This is a genomic window from Nocardia sp. NPDC055321 (genome assembly GCF_053645575.1).
Genome location: NZ_JBSHMS010000014.1, coordinates 160,954 through 181,656, shown reverse-complemented (window position 1 = coordinate 181,656; position 20,703 = coordinate 160,954). Strand labels below are relative to the sequence as shown.

General features: G+C 71.1%; 15 protein-coding genes and 1 pseudogene. 5 read left to right on the top strand and 11 right to left on the bottom strand.

Annotation, left to right across the window (positions count from 1 at the left end; genetic code table 11):
- Positions 1–2: 2 nt before the first annotated feature.
- The gene (locus ACWIGI_RS23275) at positions 3–1,715 is read right to left on the bottom strand and encodes an acyclic terpene utilization AtuA family protein (protein ID WP_454204544.1); all 1,713 of its coding nucleotides are present in this window, start codon (positions 1,713–1,715) and stop codon (positions 3–5) included.
- A gap of 222 nt (positions 1,716–1,937) precedes the next feature.
- On the opposite strand from ACWIGI_RS23275, the gene ACWIGI_RS23270 reads away from it, so the two are divergent.
- Positions 1,938–2,075, top strand: coding sequence for a hypothetical protein (locus ACWIGI_RS23270; protein WP_354989566.1), 138 nt, complete (start codon positions 1,938–1,940; stop codon positions 2,073–2,075).
- A 49-nt stretch (positions 2,076–2,124) separates the two neighbouring features.
- Here the strand turns inward: ACWIGI_RS23270 and ACWIGI_RS23265 are convergent, their stop codons facing one another.
- From ACWIGI_RS23265 to ACWIGI_RS23240, 6 genes and pseudogenes are all read right to left on the bottom strand, one after another.
- Positions 2,125–2,892: an adenylate/guanylate cyclase domain-containing protein gene (locus ACWIGI_RS23265; protein WP_454204614.1), complete on the bottom strand. Its 768-nt coding sequence runs from the start codon at positions 2,890–2,892 to the stop codon at positions 2,125–2,127.
- Between the two features lie 535 nt (positions 2,893–3,427).
- The gene (locus tag ACWIGI_RS23260; RefSeq protein ID WP_454204543.1) at positions 3,428–4,171 is read right to left on the bottom strand and encodes an ABC transporter permease; all 744 of its coding nucleotides are present in this window, start codon (positions 4,169–4,171) and stop codon (positions 3,428–3,430) included.
- Positions 4,171–5,115, bottom strand: a complete 945-nt coding sequence (locus ACWIGI_RS23255; RefSeq protein WP_454204542.1) for an ABC transporter ATP-binding protein — start codon at positions 5,113–5,115, stop codon at positions 4,171–4,173. The genes ACWIGI_RS23260 and ACWIGI_RS23255 overlap by 1 nt, the downstream gene beginning before the upstream one ends.
- Positions 5,116–5,494: 379 nt before the next feature.
- Positions 5,495–6,259: a thiazole synthase gene (gene thiG / locus ACWIGI_RS23250; protein ID WP_454204541.1), complete on the bottom strand. Its 765-nt coding sequence runs from the start codon at positions 6,257–6,259 to the stop codon at positions 5,495–5,497.
- Positions 6,252–6,464, bottom strand: a complete 213-nt coding sequence (gene thiS / locus ACWIGI_RS23245) for a sulfur carrier protein ThiS (RefSeq protein WP_354989562.1) — start codon at positions 6,462–6,464, stop codon at positions 6,252–6,254. Before thiS ends, thiG begins: the two co-directional genes overlap by 8 nt.
- A 245-nt stretch (positions 6,465–6,709) precedes the next feature.
- Positions 6,710–7,921, bottom strand: a pseudogene (locus tag ACWIGI_RS23240) (FAD-dependent oxidoreductase); the annotation flags it as partial.
- Positions 7,922–8,079: 158 nt separating this feature from the next.
- Here ACWIGI_RS23240 and thiE point away from each other — a divergent pair.
- Complete coding sequence (gene thiE, locus ACWIGI_RS23235; RefSeq protein ID WP_454204540.1) at positions 8,080–8,784, top strand: thiamine phosphate synthase; 705 nt, start codon at positions 8,080–8,082, stop codon at positions 8,782–8,784.
- On the opposite strand, the gene ACWIGI_RS23230 is transcribed toward thiE, so the two are convergent.
- Both ACWIGI_RS23230 and ACWIGI_RS23225 read right to left on the bottom strand, forming a co-directional pair.
- Positions 8,778–10,967: a molybdopterin-dependent oxidoreductase gene (locus ACWIGI_RS23230; RefSeq protein ID WP_454204539.1), complete on the bottom strand. Its 2,190-nt coding sequence runs from the start codon at positions 10,965–10,967 to the stop codon at positions 8,778–8,780. The two genes, thiE and ACWIGI_RS23230, sit on opposite strands and share 7 nt — an antisense overlap.
- A 4-nt stretch (positions 10,968–10,971) precedes the next feature.
- Positions 10,972–11,670: an NUDIX domain-containing protein gene (locus tag ACWIGI_RS23225; RefSeq protein WP_454204538.1), complete on the bottom strand. Its 699-nt coding sequence runs from the start codon at positions 11,668–11,670 to the stop codon at positions 10,972–10,974.
- Between the two features lie 133 nt (positions 11,671–11,803).
- Here ACWIGI_RS23225 and ACWIGI_RS23220 point away from each other — a divergent pair, with 133 nt between their 5' ends.
- Genes ACWIGI_RS23220 through ACWIGI_RS23210 form a run of 3 tightly spaced genes read left to right on the top strand, consistent with a single transcriptional unit; the run spans position 11,804 to position 16,928 of the window.
- Positions 11,804–13,135 (top strand): hypothetical protein, encoded by a 1,332-nt coding sequence (locus ACWIGI_RS23220; protein WP_454204537.1) that lies wholly within the window; start codon positions 11,804–11,806, stop codon positions 13,133–13,135.
- Between the two features lie 59 nt (positions 13,136–13,194).
- Complete coding sequence (locus tag ACWIGI_RS23215) at positions 13,195–14,169, top strand: glutamate ABC transporter substrate-binding protein (RefSeq protein WP_454204536.1); 975 nt, start codon at positions 13,195–13,197, stop codon at positions 14,167–14,169.
- A complete protein-coding gene (locus ACWIGI_RS23210; RefSeq protein WP_454204535.1) occupies positions 14,166–16,928 on the top strand; it encodes a tetratricopeptide repeat protein in 2,763 nt (920 codons plus the stop codon). Before ACWIGI_RS23215 ends, ACWIGI_RS23210 begins: the two co-directional genes overlap by 4 nt.
- Before the next feature lie 238 nt (positions 16,929–17,166).
- Here ACWIGI_RS23210 and ACWIGI_RS23205 read toward each other — a convergent pair whose 3' ends face one another.
- Complete coding sequence (locus tag ACWIGI_RS23205; RefSeq protein ID WP_454204534.1) at positions 17,167–18,363, bottom strand: acetate kinase; 1,197 nt, start codon at positions 18,361–18,363, stop codon at positions 17,167–17,169.
- An 86-nt stretch (positions 18,364–18,449) separates the two neighbouring features.
- Complete coding sequence (pta, locus tag ACWIGI_RS23200; RefSeq protein WP_454204533.1) at positions 18,450–20,534, bottom strand: phosphate acetyltransferase; 2,085 nt, start codon at positions 20,532–20,534, stop codon at positions 18,450–18,452.
- Positions 20,535–20,703 lie beyond the last annotated feature (169 nt).

The following is a 20,703-nucleotide window of genomic DNA, read 5'->3' as shown; positions in this document are numbered from 1 at the left end:
GCTCACAACAGCTCCACGGGGATATCGATGTGCCGGGCCCGGAGCCATTCCCCGAGCCCCTTGGCCTGCGGATCGAAGCGGGCCTGATAGGCCACACCCGCCCCGAGCAGACCCTCGACGATGAAGTTCACGGCCCGCAGGTTCGGCAGCACGTGCCGGGTGATCGGCAGTTTCGCCGTCTCGGGCAGCAGCAGGCGCAGCTCGTCCACGGTCAGGGCGTTGACCAGCCATCGCCACTGTTCGTCGGTGCGCACCCAGACGCCGATGTTGGCGTTGCCGCCCTTGTCACCGCTGCGCGCCAGCGCGATGGTCCCGAGCGGGACACGCTCGGTCTTACCGGCCGGAAGCGGCTGCGGCAGTGCGGGTTCGGGCACGTCGGCCAGTTCCAGGGTGTCGCTCGCGGGGGCGATGTCGACCGTGCTGCCGTCGGGCAGCACCGCGATGTGCGGCACCTGCTTCGCGTCCACGTAGCCGGGAACGAAGACCCCGTAGGGCGATCCGTTGCCGGGCAGCGTGCTCAGCGAGAAGCCCGCGTAGCTCGCCAGCGCCAATTCCACGGCGACGCTGGAGAATCCGCGACCGACCTTGTTGGGGTCCGGATCGCGCACCACGCAGCGCAGCAGGGCGCTGGCCTGCTCCTCGGTCTCGGCGTCCGGGCGATCCAGGCGCGCGAGCGTCCAGTCCAGCTCGGCCGGGCGCACCGGCAGCCACGATTCCAGCTGGCGCTGTACGAGTTCGGCCTTGGCCTCGATGTCGAGACCGGTGAGGATGAACTCCATCTCGTTGCGGAAACCGCCGATGGTGTTGAGCGAGACCTTGGTTCGCGGCGGCGGAGCTTCGCCGGTCACGCCGCTGATGAGCACGCGGTCCGGGCCGTCCTGGCTCAGTTCGATGGTGTCCAGGCGGGTGGTGACATCGGGTCCGGCGTAGCGCGCGCTCTGGATCTCGTACATGAGCTGCGCTTCGACGGTGTCCACGGTGACCGCGCCGCCGGTGCCGGCGTGCTTGGTGATGATCGTGCTGCCGTCGCGGCGGACCTCGGCGATCGGGAAGCCGGGGCGGTTCAGATCCGCGATCTCGGTGAAGAAGGCGAAATTGCCGCCGGTGGCCTGGGTGCCGCACTCGATGACGTGCCCGGCCACCACCGCGCCCGCGAGCGCGTCGTAATCGGTTCGGCCCCAGCCGAAGTGCGCCGCCGCCGGTCCGACGACCAGCGCCGCGTCGGTCACCCGGCCGGTGACCACGATGTCCGCCCCGGCGTTCAGCGATTCGGCGATGCCCCACGCGCCCAGGTAGGCGTTGGCGGTGAGCGGCGAGCCGAGCCCCAGTTCGCTTGCGCGCGAGAGCAGATCGTCACCGCTCACGTACGCGATCTTCGGGGCCAGCCCCAGCTTGTCCGCGAGTTCGCCGACCTTCCCGGCCAGCCCGGCGGGATTCAGGCCGCCCGCGTTGACGACGATGCGCACGCCCTTGTCCAAAGCCGTGCCGAGGGTGCCTTCCAGCTGGCGCACGAAGGTCTTCGCGTACCCGAGGTTCGCGTCCTTCATCCGGTCCCGGCCCAGGATCAGCATGGTGAGTTCGGCGAGATAGTCGCCGGTCAGCACGTCGAGTTCGCCGCCGTCGAGCATCTCGCGCATCGCGCTCGCCCGATCGCCGTAGAAGCCGGAACAATTGCCGATCCGAATGAGCTCGGGATCGTCGGCGAGCTGACTCATTACTGGGCCTCCCTGTGCACCCGCGCGCGGCACGGCGTCCTCGCCGTGTTCGCAACCAGGGTCACACCGCGCCGGAAAAAAATCAAGCCTGCGTGCTTGTTAATTGCCGGCGATTCCGGTCCCCCGCGGAATTCACCCCGGTCGAGCCGCTACCGGAGATTTCGGACACTCCACACGCGGCCCGCGGCGGGCGGGCGCGCACCGACCGGGCAGACTCGACCCGTGACGATTCTGATGCTGGCCCTGGCCGGATTCCTGCTCGGCGGCGCCTACTCGCTGTGGAAGACCTCGCGGCCGCTGGCCTTCGGGCTGGTGAGCCTCGCGGTGCTCGCGGCCCTGGGCGCGTTCCTCTGGCGCTGAAAAAGGCGGCCCGGGAACTCCGAGCCGCCCGTCAACCCCCCGGAAATCGCTATTCGGCTTCCAGGCGGAAGATCCGCAGATCCTCCGGCACACCACTGAGCGGCGCCGCGAAGAAGCTGCGCCGATAGGGCTTGACCCCGAAGCCCAGCTGTTCGAGGGTCTCCGGCGAGAGCGCCTCCAGGGTGACCGCGGACAGCATGGTGTTGCCGTTGCCGCCCGCCGCCATGACCCGGGCCGCGATCGTGACGTCCACGCCCAGCCAATCCCCGCCGATCTCGCGCGGCGAACCGGTGTGCAGGCCCATGCGCATCTGCGGGCGGTAGCCGTCGATGGAGACGGCTGCGAGGTTCTCCTTCGCCGCGACCGCCGCCTGTAGCGCGCGATCGGCCGAGGGGAACACGGCCATCAGGCCGTCGCCCATGCGCTTGATGACCTGACCGCCGCGCTCGGCGACCGGCGGTTCGATGGCCCGGGCGACCCGGCGCAGCAGTTCCAGCGTCGCCTCGTCACCCGCGGCGAGCGACCAGCTCGAGAACGCCACCAGGTCGGTGAACATGATCGTGACGTCCTGCGGGCCCCGGCCCTTGCCGACCCGTTCCAGCATGGCCTGCCACACCTGCAGCGCACCCAGGCCCAATTCCTTGGCCGCGCTGGGCGAATCGCCGAGCGCCTTGTCCGCCGCACGGGCCACCGCTCGCGCGCCGCCCGGCCCGGAGACCGAGAGCGGATCGCCGAACGCGGGATCGCCGGGCAGATTCTCGCGGGCCTTGCGAATGACGCCGATCAGATCCCCGCGCTGATTCGCGGCGTTGACCAGGGCCGAGAGCTGGCCCGGGAAACGCGCGCCGGAACGCCGGCGGCCCGATTCGGCATCGTCGTCGGCCAGTTCGGCCGGGGTGAGGGGAATGACCACGTCACGATTGATCTTGCGAGGCTCGCGCCCGCGCGCACCGTTGACACCGCGCGACCGGCTGCGATCGGTCCCCAGTCCCTCCGTGCGGGACGCGTCGGACGCGTCTTCGCCGCCTTCGGAGGGTCGTTCGCTCACGCGGAGAGCGTATCTCAGCCCTTGATCGCCGGATGGATGAATGACCGCCACCTGACACCTCCCGATCGGTTCGAGCGGCCACACCTTTGGACCCGCCGATTGTTTGAGTGCTTTGGTTGCTGTTGCGATGCTACCCATGCCCAATTACCGGGGCCAGAAACTACGCGCCCCCTGCGACAGTATTCACATCCCGTTCATCCGGTGGGCCGCGCGACCCGGTGCGGCATCGGCCCGACGCGGGATCCGCGTCGGGCCGATGTGCCGCCGCGCCGGGCAGTGGCCGACGGCTCCCTGGGCAGGGTCTCTACGCGTCGCGCTTGTTCACCACCACCAGCGCGGCGCCGAAAACGATCGCCACGAAAGCGGCGAAGTACACCAGGCTCCCCCACGGGCCCCAGTGCCAGTTGATGACCTGCAGCTCATCCGCCGTACCCACCGTGTAGAACCGGCCGGCATTCTGAAAAGGCAAGAAAGCGCCGACATTTCGGCCGAAGCTGCCGAAGGCGCCCAGCAGGAGTTCGATGACCGTCGGGAGCAGCAGCACGATGGAGATGGCGGCCGCGCTCTGGCGGACCAGCACGCCGACGCCGATCGCGAAGACCACCGCGAGGAAGGCGTAGATCGGAACGCCGTAGAGACCGCGCGCGGTGTCGGCGTTGAGCACCAGCCCCTGCGCGGCATCACCGCCGATCGCCTTGGCCAGCGCGTATCCGAGCAGGGACACCACGCCGATGACCACCGCGCCGAAGACGCCGAGCAGGCCCGCCTTGGTCAGCAGCACCTTGTCCCGCGCAGGGGTTGCTAGAAATGTGCTGCGAATGGTTCCGAATCGATACTCACTGGTGACCGCCAGCGTGGCCATGATCATCAGCACCAGTACGCCGAAACCGCTCGTACCGCCGACCGCGCCGCTGAGGGTGATCCCCTCCTTGTCGACCGCCGCGAGCAGGGCCGCGAAGCCGAGGCCCAGCGCCACGATGATGGCCGCGCACCACCAGGGCGAACGGGTCGAGGTGAGCTTGATACGTTCCGCTGCGAGCACGCCCATCAGAGCGCACCTCCCATCACCTGGTCGAAGCCTGCACCGTGGTACTCCACCGCACCACCGGTCATACGCATGAACGCCTCCTCGAGCGAAGCCCGCTGCGGGGACAGCTCGAACAGCGTGATGTCGTGCGCGCCTGCGAGTTTGCCGACCACGTCACTGGTCACCCCCGCCACCACCAGCGCCGCGCCCTCGGTGTCCGCGGCGTCCTCGCGCACGGTCATCCCGTTCGAGGTGAGCAGGCTGCGCAGCTGATCCAGCTGCGGACTGCGCACGCGCACGGACTGTTCCGAGGAGCGCTCGATGAATTCCTTCGTGCTCACATCGGCCATGAGCTGACCCCGGCCGATGACGATGAGATGTTCCGCGGTCTGCGCCATCTCCGAGAGCAGGTGGCTCGACACCAGCACGGTGCGGCCCTCGGCGGCCAGGCGCTGCATGAAGCGGCGGATCCACAGGATGCCCTCGGGGTCGAGGCCGTTCACCGGCTCGTCGAACAGCAGCACCTTGGGATCGCCGAGCAGCGCGCCCGCCAGGCCCAGACGCTGGGACATGCCGAGCGAGAAGCCGCCCGCGTTGCGGTTGGCGACCTCGCTGAGGCCGACCAGGCGGAGCACTTCCTCCACGCGCGCCACCGGAATGTCGTTCGACGCGGCCAGCCAGCGCAGATGCGACCGGGCCGACCGGTTCGGATGCACCCACTTGGCATCCAGCAGGGCGCCCACCGATTCGAGCGGCCGTTGCAGCTCGCGGTACGGCTTACCGTTGATGAGCGCGGTACCGGAGGTCGGCGCGTCCAGGCCCAGGATCATGCGCATCGTGGTCGACTTGCCCGCCCCGTTCGGGCCGAGAAAGCCGGTCACCTGCCCCGGGCGGACAGTGAACGACAGATCCGACACAGCGACGGTTTGCCCGTAGTGTTTGGTCAGGCCCCTCAGTTCGATCATGGGGACCAGTCTTCCCCAACTGTCGTGCTCGCACTATCGACCCGAGGTCGCGCTTCGGATACACCTCGAGGATGACCCGGGGCCGCGGGGCCGGGGGTCGAGCCCCGAGCCCACACCCCGAAACCCGGACCGACGCCGCACCGCATTCCAGCCTGCTGGCAGCCGCGTGGTGATCACGGTGTGCGACATCCACCGGACGGAGGCGTACCGGCGTGGTCGAGCAGCCCGCTGTTCACGGTGTGCCGTCGACTCGGAAACCTCGCTCGCCCAAGTGGACCCGACCTGGGCCGGATCGTGGCAGCGGTCGAGATGGCACCCGTGACAACTCTGCCGGAGTCGCGCACTCGCCAGGACGCCGCGCGAGCCGCCCGGACCGAGATCAGAGCTCGGGCGAGGAGGCCTGGGCCCAGAAGCGTTTGGGGATGCGGCCCGCCGCGCGGGCGAGGCGGCCCGCTTCCACGGCGTGCGCCATGGCCTTTGCCATCAGGGCGGGTTGGCGGGCTCGGGTCACGGCGGTGGCGAGCAGGACCGCGGAGCAGCCCAGTTCCATGGCCAGGGCCGCGTCGCTGGCGGTGCCGATGCCGGCGTCCAGGATGACCGGGACGTTCGCGGCGGCCACGATCATCTCGATGTTGTGCGGATTGCCGATGCCGAGGCCGGTGCCGATGGGCGAACCCAGCGGCATGACGGCCGCGCAGCCGATGTCCTCCAGGCGGCGCGCCAGTACCGGATCGTCGTTCGTGTACGGCAGCACGACGAAGCCGTCGTCCACCAGTTGCTCTGCGGCGGCGACCAATTCGATGGCGTCGGGCAGCAGGGTGCGCTCGTCGGCGATGACCTCGAGTTTGACCCACTCGGTAGCCAGGGCCTCGCGCGCGAGCTGGGCGGTGAGCACGGCCTCGGCGGCGGTGCGACAGCCCGCGGTGTTGGGCAGCGGGGCGATCTCGAGCTTCTTCAGCAGGTCGAGCACGCCGGTGCCGCCGGCCGCGTCCACCCGGCGCATGGCGACGGTGGTCAGCTCGGTGCCCGAGGCGATCAGGGCCTCCTCCAGCACCGAAAGGCTCTCCGCGCCACCGGTTCCCATGATCAGCCGGGAACCGAACTCGCGGCCCGCGATGACCAGCGGATCGGCGCCGCTAGCCACCCTGCACCGCCGTCAGCACCTCGAGTTCCCAGCCGCGCTCGACCGGCTCGTCCCAGCGCGACTTGGGGAACAGCGCGCCGTCCACCGCCACCGCCACGCCCTGGCAGGGCAGGTTCAGCGCCTCCAGCACCGCACGCACCGACGGCGCTTGCGCGAATTCGTGCTCCTCACCGTTGACGGTGATGGCGACCGGGATAGCGGTCATCGGATTCCTCCTGGGTGGATCGGGATGGAAGGGGCAGACCGTGGGGGTTGCGCGGCATGCGGCGGCTCCGGCTCGCGCGCAGCGGAATCCGCGACGATGCCTGCGCCGGAACCCCGGGCACCGCTCGGCCCGGAATGCGGGGCAGCGCTCGCCCCGGGGTATGAGACAGCGCTGGCCTCGGAAGATGGCACACCGCCGGAACCGGCCGGGGCGTGACCGCGAGGACTGTCCGCACCCGTATCGGGTCGGGTGAAGCGCCCCGGATCCGCGGCACGCGCGGCGGGGAGGACGGATCCGGCGAGCAGCTCGACGACCGCGTCGGCGGTGACCGGGACACCGAGAATGCCGTTGCGGCCGTGCCCGGTCGCGGCGATCACGCGCTCGTGGAGATAGCCGATGAGCGGCAGGTTGTCCGGCGAGCCGGGCCGCGAACCCGCCGTGGCCTCGGCGAATTCGTACTCGCCGATGCCGGGGAAGACCGCTTCCGCGTCGGTGATGAGGTCGCGCACGCCGGCGACCGTGACGGCGGTGTCGAATCCGGCCTCGTATTGCGTTGCGCCCAGCACGATTCCGTCACCGCGCGGCACCAGGTAGATGGGCCTGCCGTGCACCCGGGCACGAATCACGTGACGCGGCTGGGCCGGTGCGCTGGGGCGGCGGCGCAGGCGGAGTATCTCCCCCTTGACCGGTCGTACGGGCAGTCCGGGCCACAGCTCGGCCGAGGCGGCGCCGGCGGCCAGCACGATGCGATCGTGCGGCAACTCGCGCAGCACGCGCACTCCCGCAACCTCGCCGCCGGCGGCAAGCTCCGGGTCGCCGGCGCGGGGCTCGGCCACCACGCGTTCGGTCCGGAACTCCACCCCGGCCCGCGCGCACGCGTCGCGCAGGGCGGCGACCAGGGCCCGGTTGTCCACCGCGGGCTCATCGGCGGCCAGCAGCCCGGCGCGCACCGTCCGGCCCAGACCCGGTTCCGCCGCGCGGACTCCGGCACGATCGAGCAGGCGCAGGCGCTCGGTTCCCGCCGGGACAGGCGCCACGTCACCGCCGGACGGCGAAACCGCTTCCGGCACAGCCGAATCGGGCGCGGCGGTGGCGGCCTGGAAGCCGGGCAGCTCGTGCGCGTTCACCCAGTCGGCGACGGTGCGCAGGTCGGTGACGTCGGCGCTGTCCAGGGCCACGGTCAGGGTTTCGCGGGCGGTGAAGAGCTCGATTCCGGTGGCCGCGGTCAGGCGGGCGGCGAAGTCGGGCCAGCGGGCCAGGGACGCCGCGCCGAACTCCAGGGCCGCGTCCTCGCCGGGCCAGCCCTCGGACAGGGGTGCGAGCATGCCGCCCGCGACCCAGGACGCGCCGGCGCCGATCGCGGGGTCGAACAGTGTGACCGTCCAGCCCGATTCGGCGGCCCGCCATGCGATCGAGAGACCGATCACACCGCCGCCGACGACGGCCAGAGTCCGCATCCGGTTCCACCTCACCACTGCCCGGGTTACAGCCCCGGGGCCTGCACTGACAGCGATAACGAGCGCGAAGATCGCGTTCTTCGAACGACCGCATCACGCATGAGACGCGGCTGCGTTTCGTTTCGCCCCACCAAGGTATCGCGACTAGCGTCGAGCCCGTGCAACCCTCCCACCCGAACAGACCCGCATCGCCGCGGGAACGCCTGGCCGCGGCCCGGCTGTACCTGTGCACCGACGCGCGCCGGGAGCACGGTGACCTGGCCGCCTTCGCCGAAGCCGCGCTCGCCGGGGGCGTCGACATCATTCAACTACGGGACAAGGGTTCGCCGGGCGAGCAGCAGTTCGGCTCGCTCGAGGCCAAGGCCGAACTCGGCGCGCTGGCCGAACTGAAAGCCGCCGCCCGCAGACATGGCGCGCTGGTCGCGGTGAACGACCGCGCCGACATCGCGCTCGCCGCCGGCGCCGACGTCCTGCATCTGGGTCAGGGCGATCTACCGCCCTGGTACGCCCGCCGCATCCTGGGCCCCGACGTGGTCATCGGCCGCTCGACCCACAATCGCGCACAGGCCGGCCTCGCCGCGATCGACGAACACATCGACTACTTCTGCACCGGCCCGGTCTTCGCCACCCCCACCAAACCGGGCCGCCAGGCGTCGGGCATCGACCTGGTCCGCTCGACCGCCGACTCCCACACCAGCCGCCCCTGGTTCGCGATCGGCGGCATAGACGACCAGCGCCTCCCCGAGGTCCTCGCCGCCGGTGCGACCCGAATAGTCGTGGTACGCGCGATCACTCACGCTCGCGACCCCGAGGCCGCCGCCCGCGCCCTCAAACAACGGGTCCTGGACAACAGCGGCTACTGAACGACCCGCCCCGCGGGTTCCAGGCGGATCGGGACGCCGTTCAGGTGTGCCATGCCCGCCAGACGTTCCACGTCGGTGAGGGCGCTGGACATCAGGTCGTTCACGTTCGCGCCGCCCGCCGCGTTGGCGCGCTGCCAGCCGCCGCTGTGGCCCCAGCCGTGCGGAATCGCCACCGTGCCCTCGGTCATGTCCTCGGTGCAGCGGGCCACGACCTCGATCGAGCCGTGCGGTGAGGTGACCCGGCAGCGGTCGCCATCGGAGATGCCCGCGACCGCGGCGTCCTTGGGATTCACCCGGGCCGCGTGTTCGCGATGGCCGCGCATGAGCGGTTCCACGTTGTGCATCCAGGAGTTGTGCGACTTGAGCTCGCGCAGGCCGATCACGCGCAGGGGGTACGCGGGGTCCACCGGATCGGGGGTCAGATCGCGCAGTTCGGCGCGAATCTCCGGGGGCGCCAGGTGCACTCGGCGATCCCGGTGCTTCACCACGTCGGCGAGCACGCCGGTCTCGACGTCCTCCGCCAGGACCACCCCGTGCGGGTGGCGGCGCAGCATCGCCAGGCTCAAACCGTTGCGGCGCAGGCCGAATCGATCGCCGTAGGGCCCGACGCGCAGGGCCAGATCCACCAGCAGCCGCGGGGTCGGGCGCACCGCGCCGCCACCGGGCAACCGGCGGCGCAGCGCGCTCAGCAGCCTGCCCGGCGCGTCGGGCCCGATCACGAAGGGCTGCACCCCGATTCGGGTGGCGATGTCGTCGATGATGCGCCATTCCTCACGGGCCTCACCGGCGGGCTCCAGCACCCGCTCGGTGTACTGCGTGTACGGGGTCGGCGCGAGCGCGGTGAAGGGCAGCGGAATGTCGTCGCGCTCCAGGAAAGTCGTCGCGGGCAGGATGTAGTCCGCGGTGCGATTGGTCTCGGTGACATACAGGTCGATGGACACGAACAGGTCCAGATGCCCCAGGGCGTCGGCCAATTCGCGGCCGTTGGGCAGCGACGACACCGGATTGCCCGCCGAGGTGAACAGCGCCCGCAACCGCCCCGGACCCGGCGTGGTGATCTCCTTGGCCATGATCGCGGCCGGGAAGGTGCCGAGCACGTCGGGGAAGTCGCCGATCCGCGACCGCGATTTGCCGTAGCGGATCAGGCCGAGCCGGGCGTTGAGCTCGGAGACCGCCACCAGTTCCCGGCCGAACACCGAACCGCCGGGCGCGTCGAGGTTGCCGGTGACCAGGGCAAGCGCGTCGATGAGGAAGGCCACCAGGGTCGCGTGCCGCCCCAGGCAGGTGCCGGTGCGCCCGTAGATCGCGGCCGAGACGGCGCCGGCCAGGTCGCGGGCGAGCGTGCGCACCCGGTCCGGGTCCAGACCGGTGACCGCGGCGGTCGATTCGGGGGTGAACCGGGCGACCGCCGCCCGCAGCTCCGCCACCTGCGCGGCCTGACGCCGCAGCGCGCGCTCGTCCGCCAGGCCCTCGTCGAAGATCACCTGCAGCAGCGCGGCCAGCAGCCAGGCGTCGCTGTCCGGGCGCACCCCGATGTGTTCGAACAGCCGGGCGGTCTCGGTCCGGCGCGGGTCGACCACCACCACGCGCCCGCCGCGCGCGGTGATCGCGGTGAGCTTGTCCCGCACGCGCGGCGCGCTCATGGCACTGCCGTGCGAGACGAGCGGATTCGCGCCGAGCATGAGCAGGAAGTCGGTGCGGTTGAGATCCGGCACCGGCACCGTGGTGAGCGAGCCGTACAGCAGATGACTGGCCACGAACCGGTTGTTGATGTCCTGCGAGCCCGCCGAATACACGTGCTTCAAACCGGCCGCCAGCTGAAAACCCACCAGCCACAGGGTGTGCGAGTAGGAGAACGAGGACGGATTGCCGAAATACCAACCGAGACTGTCGCGCCCGTGTTCGCGCGTGATGGCGCGCAGCCGCCGGCCGATGTCGTCCATCGCCTCGTCCCAGCTGACTCGTTCGAAGCCGTTCTCGGTGCGGCGCAAGGGGTATCGCACCCGATCCGGGTCGTTCTGCACCTCGGTGAACGCGATGCCCTTGGGACAGGCGTTGCCGCGCGAGAGCGGATGTTCCTTGTCCGCGCGCAGGCGCACCAGCTTGCCGTCCTCGACGGTGGCGATCAGTCCGCAGAGCGGCTCACAGATCCGGCAGTAGGTGGGAACTTCGCGCGTGCTCACGCCATCAAGACAACACCTGCGCGAGAGTGAGGAACAACACATTTCCGGCCAGATCGGCGGCTGCCGCCGGGCCGGACGCGGGCTCGGCCGCACCGATCCGGGCGGTGCGGGCCGTGTCGTCGGCGGCATGCCCGTTGCCGCCGGGCAGCAACCACAGGAACCCGCCGTCGGCCAGGTCCAGGGTCCGGGGCAGCGCCGCGGCCACGGCCGCGGGATCGTCGACCCCGTCCAGGCTGACCCGGGTCGGGATCGCCCGCAGCGCCGGCCACGCGGCCGCGAAACCGGGGTGCAGCAGGCGCGCCTCGACCTGGTCCTCCGGAATCCACGCCAGTTCGCGGCTCTCGATGTTGCCGCGCAGCTTCAACTGCTGGGCGCTGTCGGCGATGACCGTGGTGTACGTCCAGCCGCTGGGCGCGGTCGAGGTCACCCGGGAACCGCGCACCCGAATCGCGCCCGAGGTGATGCCCGCCTCCTCCTCGGCCTCGCGGACCGCGGCGTGCACACTGGTCTCGTGACTGTCCCGCGCTCCGCCGGGCAGCGCCCAGGTGCCGCCCTGATGACTCCACGCCGCGCGATGCTGCAGCAGCACCGCCGATCCGCCGTCGGCGAGCGGGGCGCGCAGCAACAGTCCAGCGGCGCCGAAACGACCCCAGTGGCGGGTGCCATCGGGGCTCTTCGACCAACCGTCGCCGTCACCACGCATACGTCAAATCCCATCGTCGGTCCCCGTCGCGCACGGCGCCGGGTCTTCCCGCGTCACGGCACGGGTACATCCACAATAAGCTCAACCGACAGCAAGTAGCCGTTCGTACGAATTCGGTCAGTGGGAGGTGAGCATGGCTCGCACCGAGCAGCTGCGGCTCGACGAGTTGTCGCCGCGCGCCACGCTCGCCGCCGTCCGGGAACGGCTGGCGGCCACCGAGTTGCGCTCCTTCGCGCAGTCCTCGCCCGCCAAACTGCTCGCCGTCGGGCTGGTGCTGCTGGGTTTGTGCGTGGCCGCGGGCACGGTCACCGCCGGCGCGGTGACCGACCGGCAACACGCCCTGGACGTCCTGCTCGACGAGTCCGAACCGGACGCCAATTCGGCCCAGCGGCTCTACACCTCGCTGTCGGTGGCCGACGCCTCGGCCGGTACCGCGTTCATCTCCGGCGGGCTCGAACCCAAGCCCGTGCGCGACCGCTACAACCAGGCGCTCGGCGAGGCCGCCGCGGAATTGGTGACGCAGTCCAATCGCAGTGGGGACGACGAGGATTCGTACCTGCGCACCGGCATCGCGACCGGGCTGCCGGTGTACAGCGGGGTGGTGGAGACCGCGCGCGCCAACAATCGCAGCGAGCTGCCGGTGGGCGCGGCGTACCTGAGCGAGGCGTCCAACCTCATGCAGTCGACGCTGCTGCCGATGGCCGCCGAGCTGCAGGCGCATCGCGCCGCCGCCATCACCGCGACCCAGCGCAGCCACGTGCGCCCGCCCTGGCCCGCCATCGTGCTGCCACTGCTGGTGGTGGCCACGCTGATCGCCGCGCAGTGGTTCCTGTTCCGGCGCTGGCGCCGGGTATTCAACCCGGGTCTGCTGCTGGCCACGACCACCATGGTGGTGCTGCTGTCCTGGACGGTCATCGCGGGCGTGTTCTCCGCGGTGGCCACCACGCAGTCGCGCGACGACGGCAGCGTGCCGACCGCGGCGCTGACCCGCAGCCGCATCCTGGCCCAGCAGGCGCGCACCGCCGAGACCCTCAAACTCGTACGGCGCGACGCCGGAACCGAATACGACCGCACCTACGACGCGGCCATCGCCGAGTTGAGCTCGATCCTGTCCGGCTACGCCGGTGATCAGCCGGGCGCGGCGCAGGTGCGGACCGCGAACGACGCACTGGGCCGCTGGCGCGCGGCCCACCAGCGCATGAACGAGGCGCTGTCCAAGGGTGATTTCGTCGGCGCGGGCGCGGTGGCGACCGGCCCGGGCACGAACGAGGCCGCGGCCCAGGTCGACGCCCTGGACACGGCCCTCGCGGACGGCATCGGCGATGCCCGGAACACGCTGCGGGACAAAACCTCCCGGGCAGCGCGCGCCCTGGATCTGCTCGGTCCCGGCGCGCTGGTGCTGAGCGCCGCCGCCGCCGTCTTCGTGGCGGCGGGCCTGTGGCCGCGACTACGGGAGTACCGATGAGCCGAAGACGACTATCCCGGGGCGCCGGCCGGCCGGCGCGATGTAGTGCGCGAAACCTGGTGCGGCCCACCGCCGTCGCGTTCGCGGCGCTGGCGATCACCGTGACCGCGGGCTGCGGGTCCGATTCCGCTCCCCCGCCGCAGTCCACCCGCGTCCCCAGTTACGTGGAACCGCCGCTGCCCTCGGGCGCCATTGCGGCCCAGACGCATTCGGCGCTGCCCCCGGTGAACGAGACCTGCGCCGACCCGACCGCGAGCCTGCGCCCGTCCTTCGCCAAGGACGGCGCGAACGTCAGCGCCATCCGGGCGCGCGGCAGGCTGCTGGTCGGGCTCGATCCGGGCAGCAATCTGTTCAGCTTCCGCGACCCGACCACCGGCGCGCTCGACGGGTTCGACGTCGACATCGCCCGGGAACTGGCCAGGGACCTGCTCGGGGACCCCGAGCTCATCGAGTACCGCATCCTCGGCTCGGCCGATCGCGAACGCGCGCTGCAGGAACGCACCGTCGACGTGGTGGTCAAGACGATGACCATCACCTGCGAACGGCGCGAGCACGTGGCGTTCTCCACCTCGTATCTGCAGGCGCACCAGCGGGTGCTGACCGCCAAGACCTCGGGTATATCCGGGCTCGGCGATCTGGCCGGCAAGCGGGTGTGCGTGGTGCGCGGCACCACCTCCCTGGACCGCATCCGGCGCGAACAACCCGCCGCGTCCATCCTGACCGTGCCCAGCTGGGCGGACTGCCTGGTCGTACTGCAGCAGCGCCAGGTGGACGCCATCAGCACCGATGACACGCTGCTGGCCGGCCTCGCCGTCCAGGATCCGATCACCCACGTGGTCGGCCCCGACCTGAGCACCGAGCAGTACGGGATCGGCATGCCCAAGGACGCGGACGATCTGGTCCGGCACGTCAACGCGACCCTGGAGCGCATCCGCGCCGACGGCACCTGGAACCGCGTCTACCAGCACTGGCTGGCGGGCCCGCTCGGCGACGCCGCCGTCCCCCCGCCGCCCCGCTACCGGGATGCCCCATGAGCGGGGACGAGACCACCGCACCCGAAACCGGCGGGAACGAGCAGGACGGGCGCCGCGAGGCCGGCGAACACGGACCTGGCCCGGCCACCAGGGCTACGCCTCGCCCCGAGACATCCGGCCCCGCAACCCAGTTCACCACGCGCGAGGCCGACGAGCCGGGCACCCCGAGCACCTCGGATCCGGGTCCGGCAACGCAGGCGACCCTGCGATTCGTGAACACCGCGGCCGGCACTGCCGAGCCGGCCACGAGGTCTGGGGATAACGCGAAGGCCAGCAGCACCACGGAATCCAGCGGCACCGCAAAGTCCGAAGGCACAACAGAATCCGGCAACGGCACAGAATCCGACGGCAACGCGAAGTCTGGCGGCACCGCGGAATCCAGCGGCGCTGCGGAATCCGGCGGCACCGCGACGCGGGCCACCCCGCGCGAGGACAACTCCGGCCCGGCGGCGACCGCGGCGGCCGAGCGCGTCCCGCCAGGCGGGGACCTGCCGGGATTCCGGTGGCCCACCGAGGGCGAGGCCGCGAACTCCGGGGGCGGGCAGGGCACCGCGCCCGAGACCGCGAGCCGGTCCGAGGGGGAGGCGCGGACCCCGACCCGGCCGTCCCAGCGCACCGCGCGCTTGGCGCGGCCGCGACCGCTGGTGCGGCGGCTGGGAGCCGGGCTGGTGCCCATCCCCGCGGTGGAGCCGGTGGAGCCCGAGCGCGCTGTGCTGGCCGATCCGGTGGTGGCCCAGGGCCGCCGATTCTGCTGGCGCTGTGGGAAACCCGTGGGCCGGGCCACCGCCGGGCGGGCCGCGACGGCCGCGGGCACCTGCGACACTTGCGGGGCCGCCTTCGACTTCCGGCCGTCGCTGTATCCGGGCGACCGGGTCGCGGGCCAGTACGAGATCCAGGGCTGTATCGCGCACGGCGGGCTGGGCTGGATCTACCTGGCCATCGACCGGAACGTGAGCGACCGCTGGGTGGTGCTCAAGGGCCTGCTGCACTCCGGCGACGCCGAGGCGCAGGCGGTCGCGCTGGCCGAACGGCAGTTCCTGGCCGAGGTGGTGCACCCCAGCATCGTCAAGATCCACAACTTCGTGGAGCACCCCGGCCCGGACGGGTCGCCGGTCGGCTACATCGTCATGGAGTACGTGGGCGGGCACTCGCTGCGCGATCTGCTCGATCAGTATCGGCGCCCGCAGCGTATGCCGATCGCCGAGGCCATCGCGTACGTGCTCGAAATCCTTCCGGCCCTGGACTATCTGCATTCGGTCGGCCTGGCCTACAACGACCTCAAGCCCGACAACATCATGGTCACCAGCGACCGGGTGGAACTCATCGACCTGGGTGCGGTCGCCCAGTTCGAGGCCTACGGAAACCTCTACGGCACCAGGGGTTTCCAGGCCCCGGAGATCGCCAGGACCGGGCCGACGGTGGCCTCGGACATCTACACGGTCGGCCGTACGCTCGCGGTGCTCACCCTGGATCTGCCCATGGAGAAGGGCGCCTACGTCGAAGGCATCCCGGAACCCGAATCCCAGCCGGTGCTGGCCCAGCACGAGTTCTTCCACCGGCTGCTGTTGCGCGCCACCGATCCCGACCCCGATCGGCGATTCGGCACCGCGCGGGTGCTGAGCAGCCAGCTGATGGGCGTGCTGCGCGAGATCCTGGCACTGGAGACCGGCAACGAACATCCGCAGCTGTCCACGCTTTTCAGCCCGCCGCGCACCAGTTTCGGCACCGCGGAGGTCGTCGCGCAGACCGACGGCATCATCGACGGCGTCCACCGCGACATCCTGCTGAGCCCGCACGAGGTCATGGCCGCGCTGCCCGTCCCCATCATCGATCCCGCGGACCCGTCGGCGCCGCTGCTGGCGGGCGCGGCACACCCCGAGCCGCGGCACGCCCTCGACGAACTACGCCACGCTCGCCAGCGCGCGGCGGCCGAACCCGGCGGCGCCCCCGACACTTTCGACCTGGAGGTCACTCTCGCCGAGGCCCGGGCCCACCTGGATCTGGGCGAACCCGCCGCCGCCCGCCTACTGGTGGACCGCCTCGGCGCCGATCCCGAGGAGCCGGACGACTGGCGGGTGGACTGGTACCTGGGCATGACCGAACTGCTGGAACAGGAGTACGAGCGCGCCTTCGAGCACTTCGACGCCGTCCTGCAGGCTCTGCCCGGCGAGATCGCGCCCAAGCTCGCGCTCGCGGCCACCGCCGAACTCATTCTCCAGCACTGGGATTCCCCCGATCCCGAGGAATGGCGAGCGTACGCGGAGAAGTACTACGCCACCGTCTGGCGCACGGATCGCGGCGTGGTCAGCGCGGCGTTCGGGCTGGCCCGGCAGCTGGCCGCCGCCGGCGAGGTCGCCGACGCGGTGCGCGCGCTGGACGAGGTGCCGCCCGCGTCCAGGCACTACTTCGAGGCCCGGATGACGGCGGTGCTCGTGCTGCTGCGCAGCGCGCCGGTCGGCGAACTCACCGAGGCGACCCTGCACGTGGCCGCCGCCCGGATCAAGGCGCTGCCGTCCGGGGAGAGCCGCACCGCGCAGCTGCGGGTCATCGTGCTCGGCACCGCGCTGGGCTGGTTGCAGGCGGGCCGGACACCGCGCACCGCGGAGGCCACGCTGCTGGGCGCGCCGTTCGGCGAACGAGAACTGCGGCGCGGCATAGAGTCCGGGCTGCGCGGGCTGGCGCGGTCGGCGCCCGGCCGCACCCACCGCTACGCGCTGGTGGATCTGGCCAACACCGTGCGCGCGAAATCCTGGTTCTGACGAACAGGTAATGGCGCGGGCACTGTTCTCCTGCCCGCGCCATTACCGGCTCGTTGACCGGATATCCGTACGGCGCGCCGCGGTGGGCCCCGGGGGCAGCCGGGGACCGGCGGGACCGACGAGGGCGGGTCCCTGCCGCGGGGGTGCTACACGGAATCCGGGGGACCGATGAACAGCCGGCCCGGGAACTACTGTGCCAGAGCGATTGCGAGCCGGGGGTGAAGGGGGTTCACCACACTCATCCGACCAGGTCGGCGGCCGCCCGGGCGATGGCGAGTTCCTCGTTTGTCGGCACCACCAGCACGGCCACCTCCGCGCCCGCGGGCGAGATGTACCGGGCCGAACGGTCTTTGGCCGCGTTGCGCTCGGGATCCACGGCGATGCCGAACCGCTCCAGCCCCGCCAGCGCGGCGGCGCGCACCGCGGCGGCGTTCTCCCCCACCCCGGCGGTGAACGTGATGGCGTCCACCCGGCCCAGCTCCACCAGGTAGGCGCCGATGTAGCGGCGCAGGCGGTGGATGTAGACGTCGAACGCGAGTCGCGCTGCGGCGTCCCCGGTTTCGATGAGCCTGCCCAGTTCCCGGAAGTCGTTGACCCCGGACAGGCCCTTGAGCCCGGACTGCCGATTCAGCAGCGCGTCCACGTCGTCGACGTCCATACCGGCCGTGCGGATCAGATGAAAGATGATGCCGGGGTCCAGGTCACCCGAGCGGGTGCCCATGACCAGACCTTCCAGCGGGGTCAGGCCCATGGTGGTGTCCACCGCCCGCCCGCCCCGGATCGCCGAGGCCGAGGCGCCGTTACCCAGGTGCAGCACAATCTGATTCAGTTCACCGGGCTCCCGGCCAAGGAACTCCGCGACCCGGCCGGCGACGTACTCGTGCGAGGTGCCGTGGAAACCGTAGCGGCGCACCCCGTGCGCGGCGGCGACCTTCGCGTCGATGGCGTACGTCTTGGCGGCCGGGGGCAGCCCGTGGAAGAAGGCCGTGTCGAACACCGCCACCTGCGGTACCTCGGGCAGCAGGGCCCGGGCGCTCTCGATGCCGACCACGTTGGCCGGATTGTGCAGCGGGGCAAGGGCGGACAGCTCGGTGATGGCCCGCACCACGTCGTCGGTGACCAGCGTCGGCTCGTAGAAGACCTCGCCGCCGTGCACCACGCGGTGCCCGACCGCGCCCAGTCCCTCGTCGGCCAGATCGTGCCCGCTCGCGGCGAACAGGTCGAAGACCAGCCGCAGCCCGGCGGCGTGGTCCGGCACCTCACCGTCGTGCTCGAAAGTCCGGCCGTCACTCTGATGTTCGATGGTCGGCGACCCCTCGGCCACCGGCTCACCGATGCGCTGCACCATGCCGGAGGCGATCACCTCGGCCGACTCCGCGTCCAGCAGTTGGTATTTGATGGACGAGGACCCGGAATTGATCACCAGAACCTTCACAGCGACTCCCTCTCGACCCGTCTCCCGGACACCTGTTCCCCTGTCTCCCGCACAACCGCCCGCGCCGCGGCTTTCTTCCGCCGGTGTCAGGACACGGGCTCCTGCTGGGCCTGAATGGCGGTGATGGCCACGGTGTTGACGATGTCGGCGACCAGCGCGCCGCGCGAGAGGTCGTTGACCGGTTTGCGCAGGCCCTGCAGCACCGGGCCGATCGCGACCGCGCCCGCGCTGCGCTGCACGGCCTTGTATGTGTTGTTGCCGGTGTTGAGGTCCGGGAAGATGAACACCGTGGCCTGCCCGGCCACCGCGGAGTCGGGCAGCTTGGTGCGCGCGACCGTGGGCTCGATGGCGGCGTCGTACTGAATCGGGCCTTCCACCAGCAGTTCCGGGGCCCGCTGCTGCACGAGCTTGGTGCCCTCGCGCACCTTCTCCACGTCCGCGCCCGAGCCGGATTCGCCGGTCGAGTAGGACAGCATGGCGATCCGCGGCTCGATGCCGAACTGGGCGGCGGTGCGCGCGGAGGAGATGGCGATGTCGGCCAGCTGATCGGCGGTCGGGTCCGGCACGACGGCACAGTCGCCGTAGGCCAGCACGCGGTCGGCCAGGCACATCAGGAACACGCTGGACACCGTCGAGACGCCCGGGGTGGTCTTGATGATCTCGAAGGACGGGCGGATGGTGTGCGCGGTGGTGTGCGCGGCGCCGGACACCATGCCGTCGGCCACCCCCATGTGCACCATCATCGTGCCGAAATACGAGATGTCGCCCATGGTTTCGCGGGCGCGATCCACCGTCATGCCCTTGTGGGCGCGCAGGCGCGCGTACTCCTCGGCGAACTCGTCACGCAGCGGGCAGGTGCGCGGATCCAGCACCTCGGCGGCCTCGATGTCCACGCCGAGTTCCGCGGCCCGACCGCGCACGGCCGCCTCGTCGCCCAGGATGGTGAGGTCGGCGATCTTGCGCTGCAGTACCCGCCCGGCGGCGCGCAGGATGCGATCGTCGTCGCCCTCGGGCAGCACGATGCGCTTGCGATCGTTGCGGGCCCGCTCGATCAGCTGGTACTCGAACATCTGCGGGGTGACGATGTTGGGGATCGGAATCTCGATCTGCCGCAGCAGTTCCCGCCCGTCGACCCGCTCCTCCATGAGCGCGAGCGCGGTGTCGACCTTGCGGATGCTGGACAGCGAGACCCGCCCGCGGGTGTGCACCGCGGCCTTGGCGGTCTCGAAGGTGCCCAGATCGGTGGCCAGGATCGGCAGTCGGGGCTTGAGGCCGCGCATGAGCCGGGCCACCGACTCCGGCGGCTTCATCCCGCCGTTCATGATGATGCCCGCCAGCGACGGAAAGCCCTCCGCCTCATGGGCGTTCACCATCGCCAGCAGCACGTCCGACCGGTCGCCGGGGGTGATGACCGCGACGCCCTCGCTGAGCCGCTCGAGGATGTGCTCGATGGTCATGCCGCCGATGATCACGTCGAGGGCTTCGCGATGCAGCAGTTCCGGGTCGCCGCTGTAGATTTCGCCGCCGATCGCCGCGCACAGCTCCTCCATGGTGGGCGCCTGCAGCAGCGGGACCTCGGGCAGGGTCCAGGAGGGCACCGCGCACGCCTTGCGCAGCGCCTCGGTGTCGGCCTCGAGTTGTTCGGGCGCACAGCGATTGGCGACGACCGCCACCAATTTGGCGTGCTCGGAGACGAGTTCGGTGCGGCACAGCTCCACCAGCTGGGACAGCTCGGCGGGCGTGCGGCCCAGACCCCGCACCACCAGCAGCACGGGGGCGCCGAGGTTCACCGCGATGCGGGCGTTGAAGCGCAGTTCGCTGGGACTCGCGACATCGGTGTAGTCGCTGCCCAGGATGAGCACGGCGTCGCACTGCTTGGTCATGGCGTGATAGCGCATGACGATCTCGCTGATCGCCGCGTCGGGGTCGGCGTGCACCTGCTCGTAGGTGACCCCGATGGACTGCTCGTAGTCGTCATCGGCGGTGGAGTGCTCGAGCAGCAGTTCGAGGATGTAGTCGCGCTCGGTGGCCGAGCGGGTGATGGGCCGGAACACCCCGACCCGCGGCGTCGTGGCGGCCATCGCCTGCAGCACGCCGAGTGCCACGGTCGATTTGCCGGTGTCGCCCTCGGGGGACGCGATGTACACACTGGAGACCGGTGCTGCAGCCATGATCCAGAGCCTACCGACCGTTAAGTCCCGATTCGGGCGACTATGGCGCGCAGGTGTCGCGTGCCACAGCGGCCCGGGCCGGCCGCACCCGGAAACGACGGTGGCGGGGGGCGGGGGGGGGGCCGGCGGCCCCCCCGGGGAGACGGTGGGGGGGGGGCGGTGTGGGGCG

Excerpts from the sequence above, each read along its gene's own strand:
- ACWIGI_RS23275 (WP_454204544.1), bottom strand. The coding sequence starts at position 1,715 with ATGAGTCAGCTCGCCGACGATCCCGAGCTCATTCGGATCGGCAATTGT.
- ACWIGI_RS23260 (WP_454204543.1), bottom strand. The coding sequence starts at position 4,171 with ATGGGCGTGCTCGCAGCGGAACGTATCAAGCTCACCTCGACCCGTTCG.
- ACWIGI_RS23255 (WP_454204542.1), bottom strand. The coding sequence starts at position 5,115 with ATGATCGAACTGAGGGGCCTGACCAAACACTACGGGCAAACCGTCGCT.
- thiS (WP_354989562.1), bottom strand. The coding sequence starts at position 6,464 with ATGACCGCTATCCCGGTCGCCATCACCGTCAACGGTGAGGAGCACGAA.
- ACWIGI_RS23225 (WP_454204538.1), bottom strand. The coding sequence starts at position 11,670 with ATGCGTGGTGACGGCGACGGTTGGTCGAAGAGCCCCGATGGCACCCGC.
- ACWIGI_RS23220 (WP_454204537.1), top strand. The coding sequence starts at position 11,804 with ATGGCTCGCACCGAGCAGCTGCGGCTCGACGAGTTGTCGCCGCGCGCC.
- ACWIGI_RS23210 (WP_454204535.1), top strand. The coding sequence starts at position 14,166 with ATGAGCGGGGACGAGACCACCGCACCCGAAACCGGCGGGAACGAGCAG.
- pta (WP_454204533.1), bottom strand. The coding sequence starts at position 20,534 with ATGGCTGCAGCACCGGTCTCCAGTGTGTACATCGCGTCCCCCGAGGGC.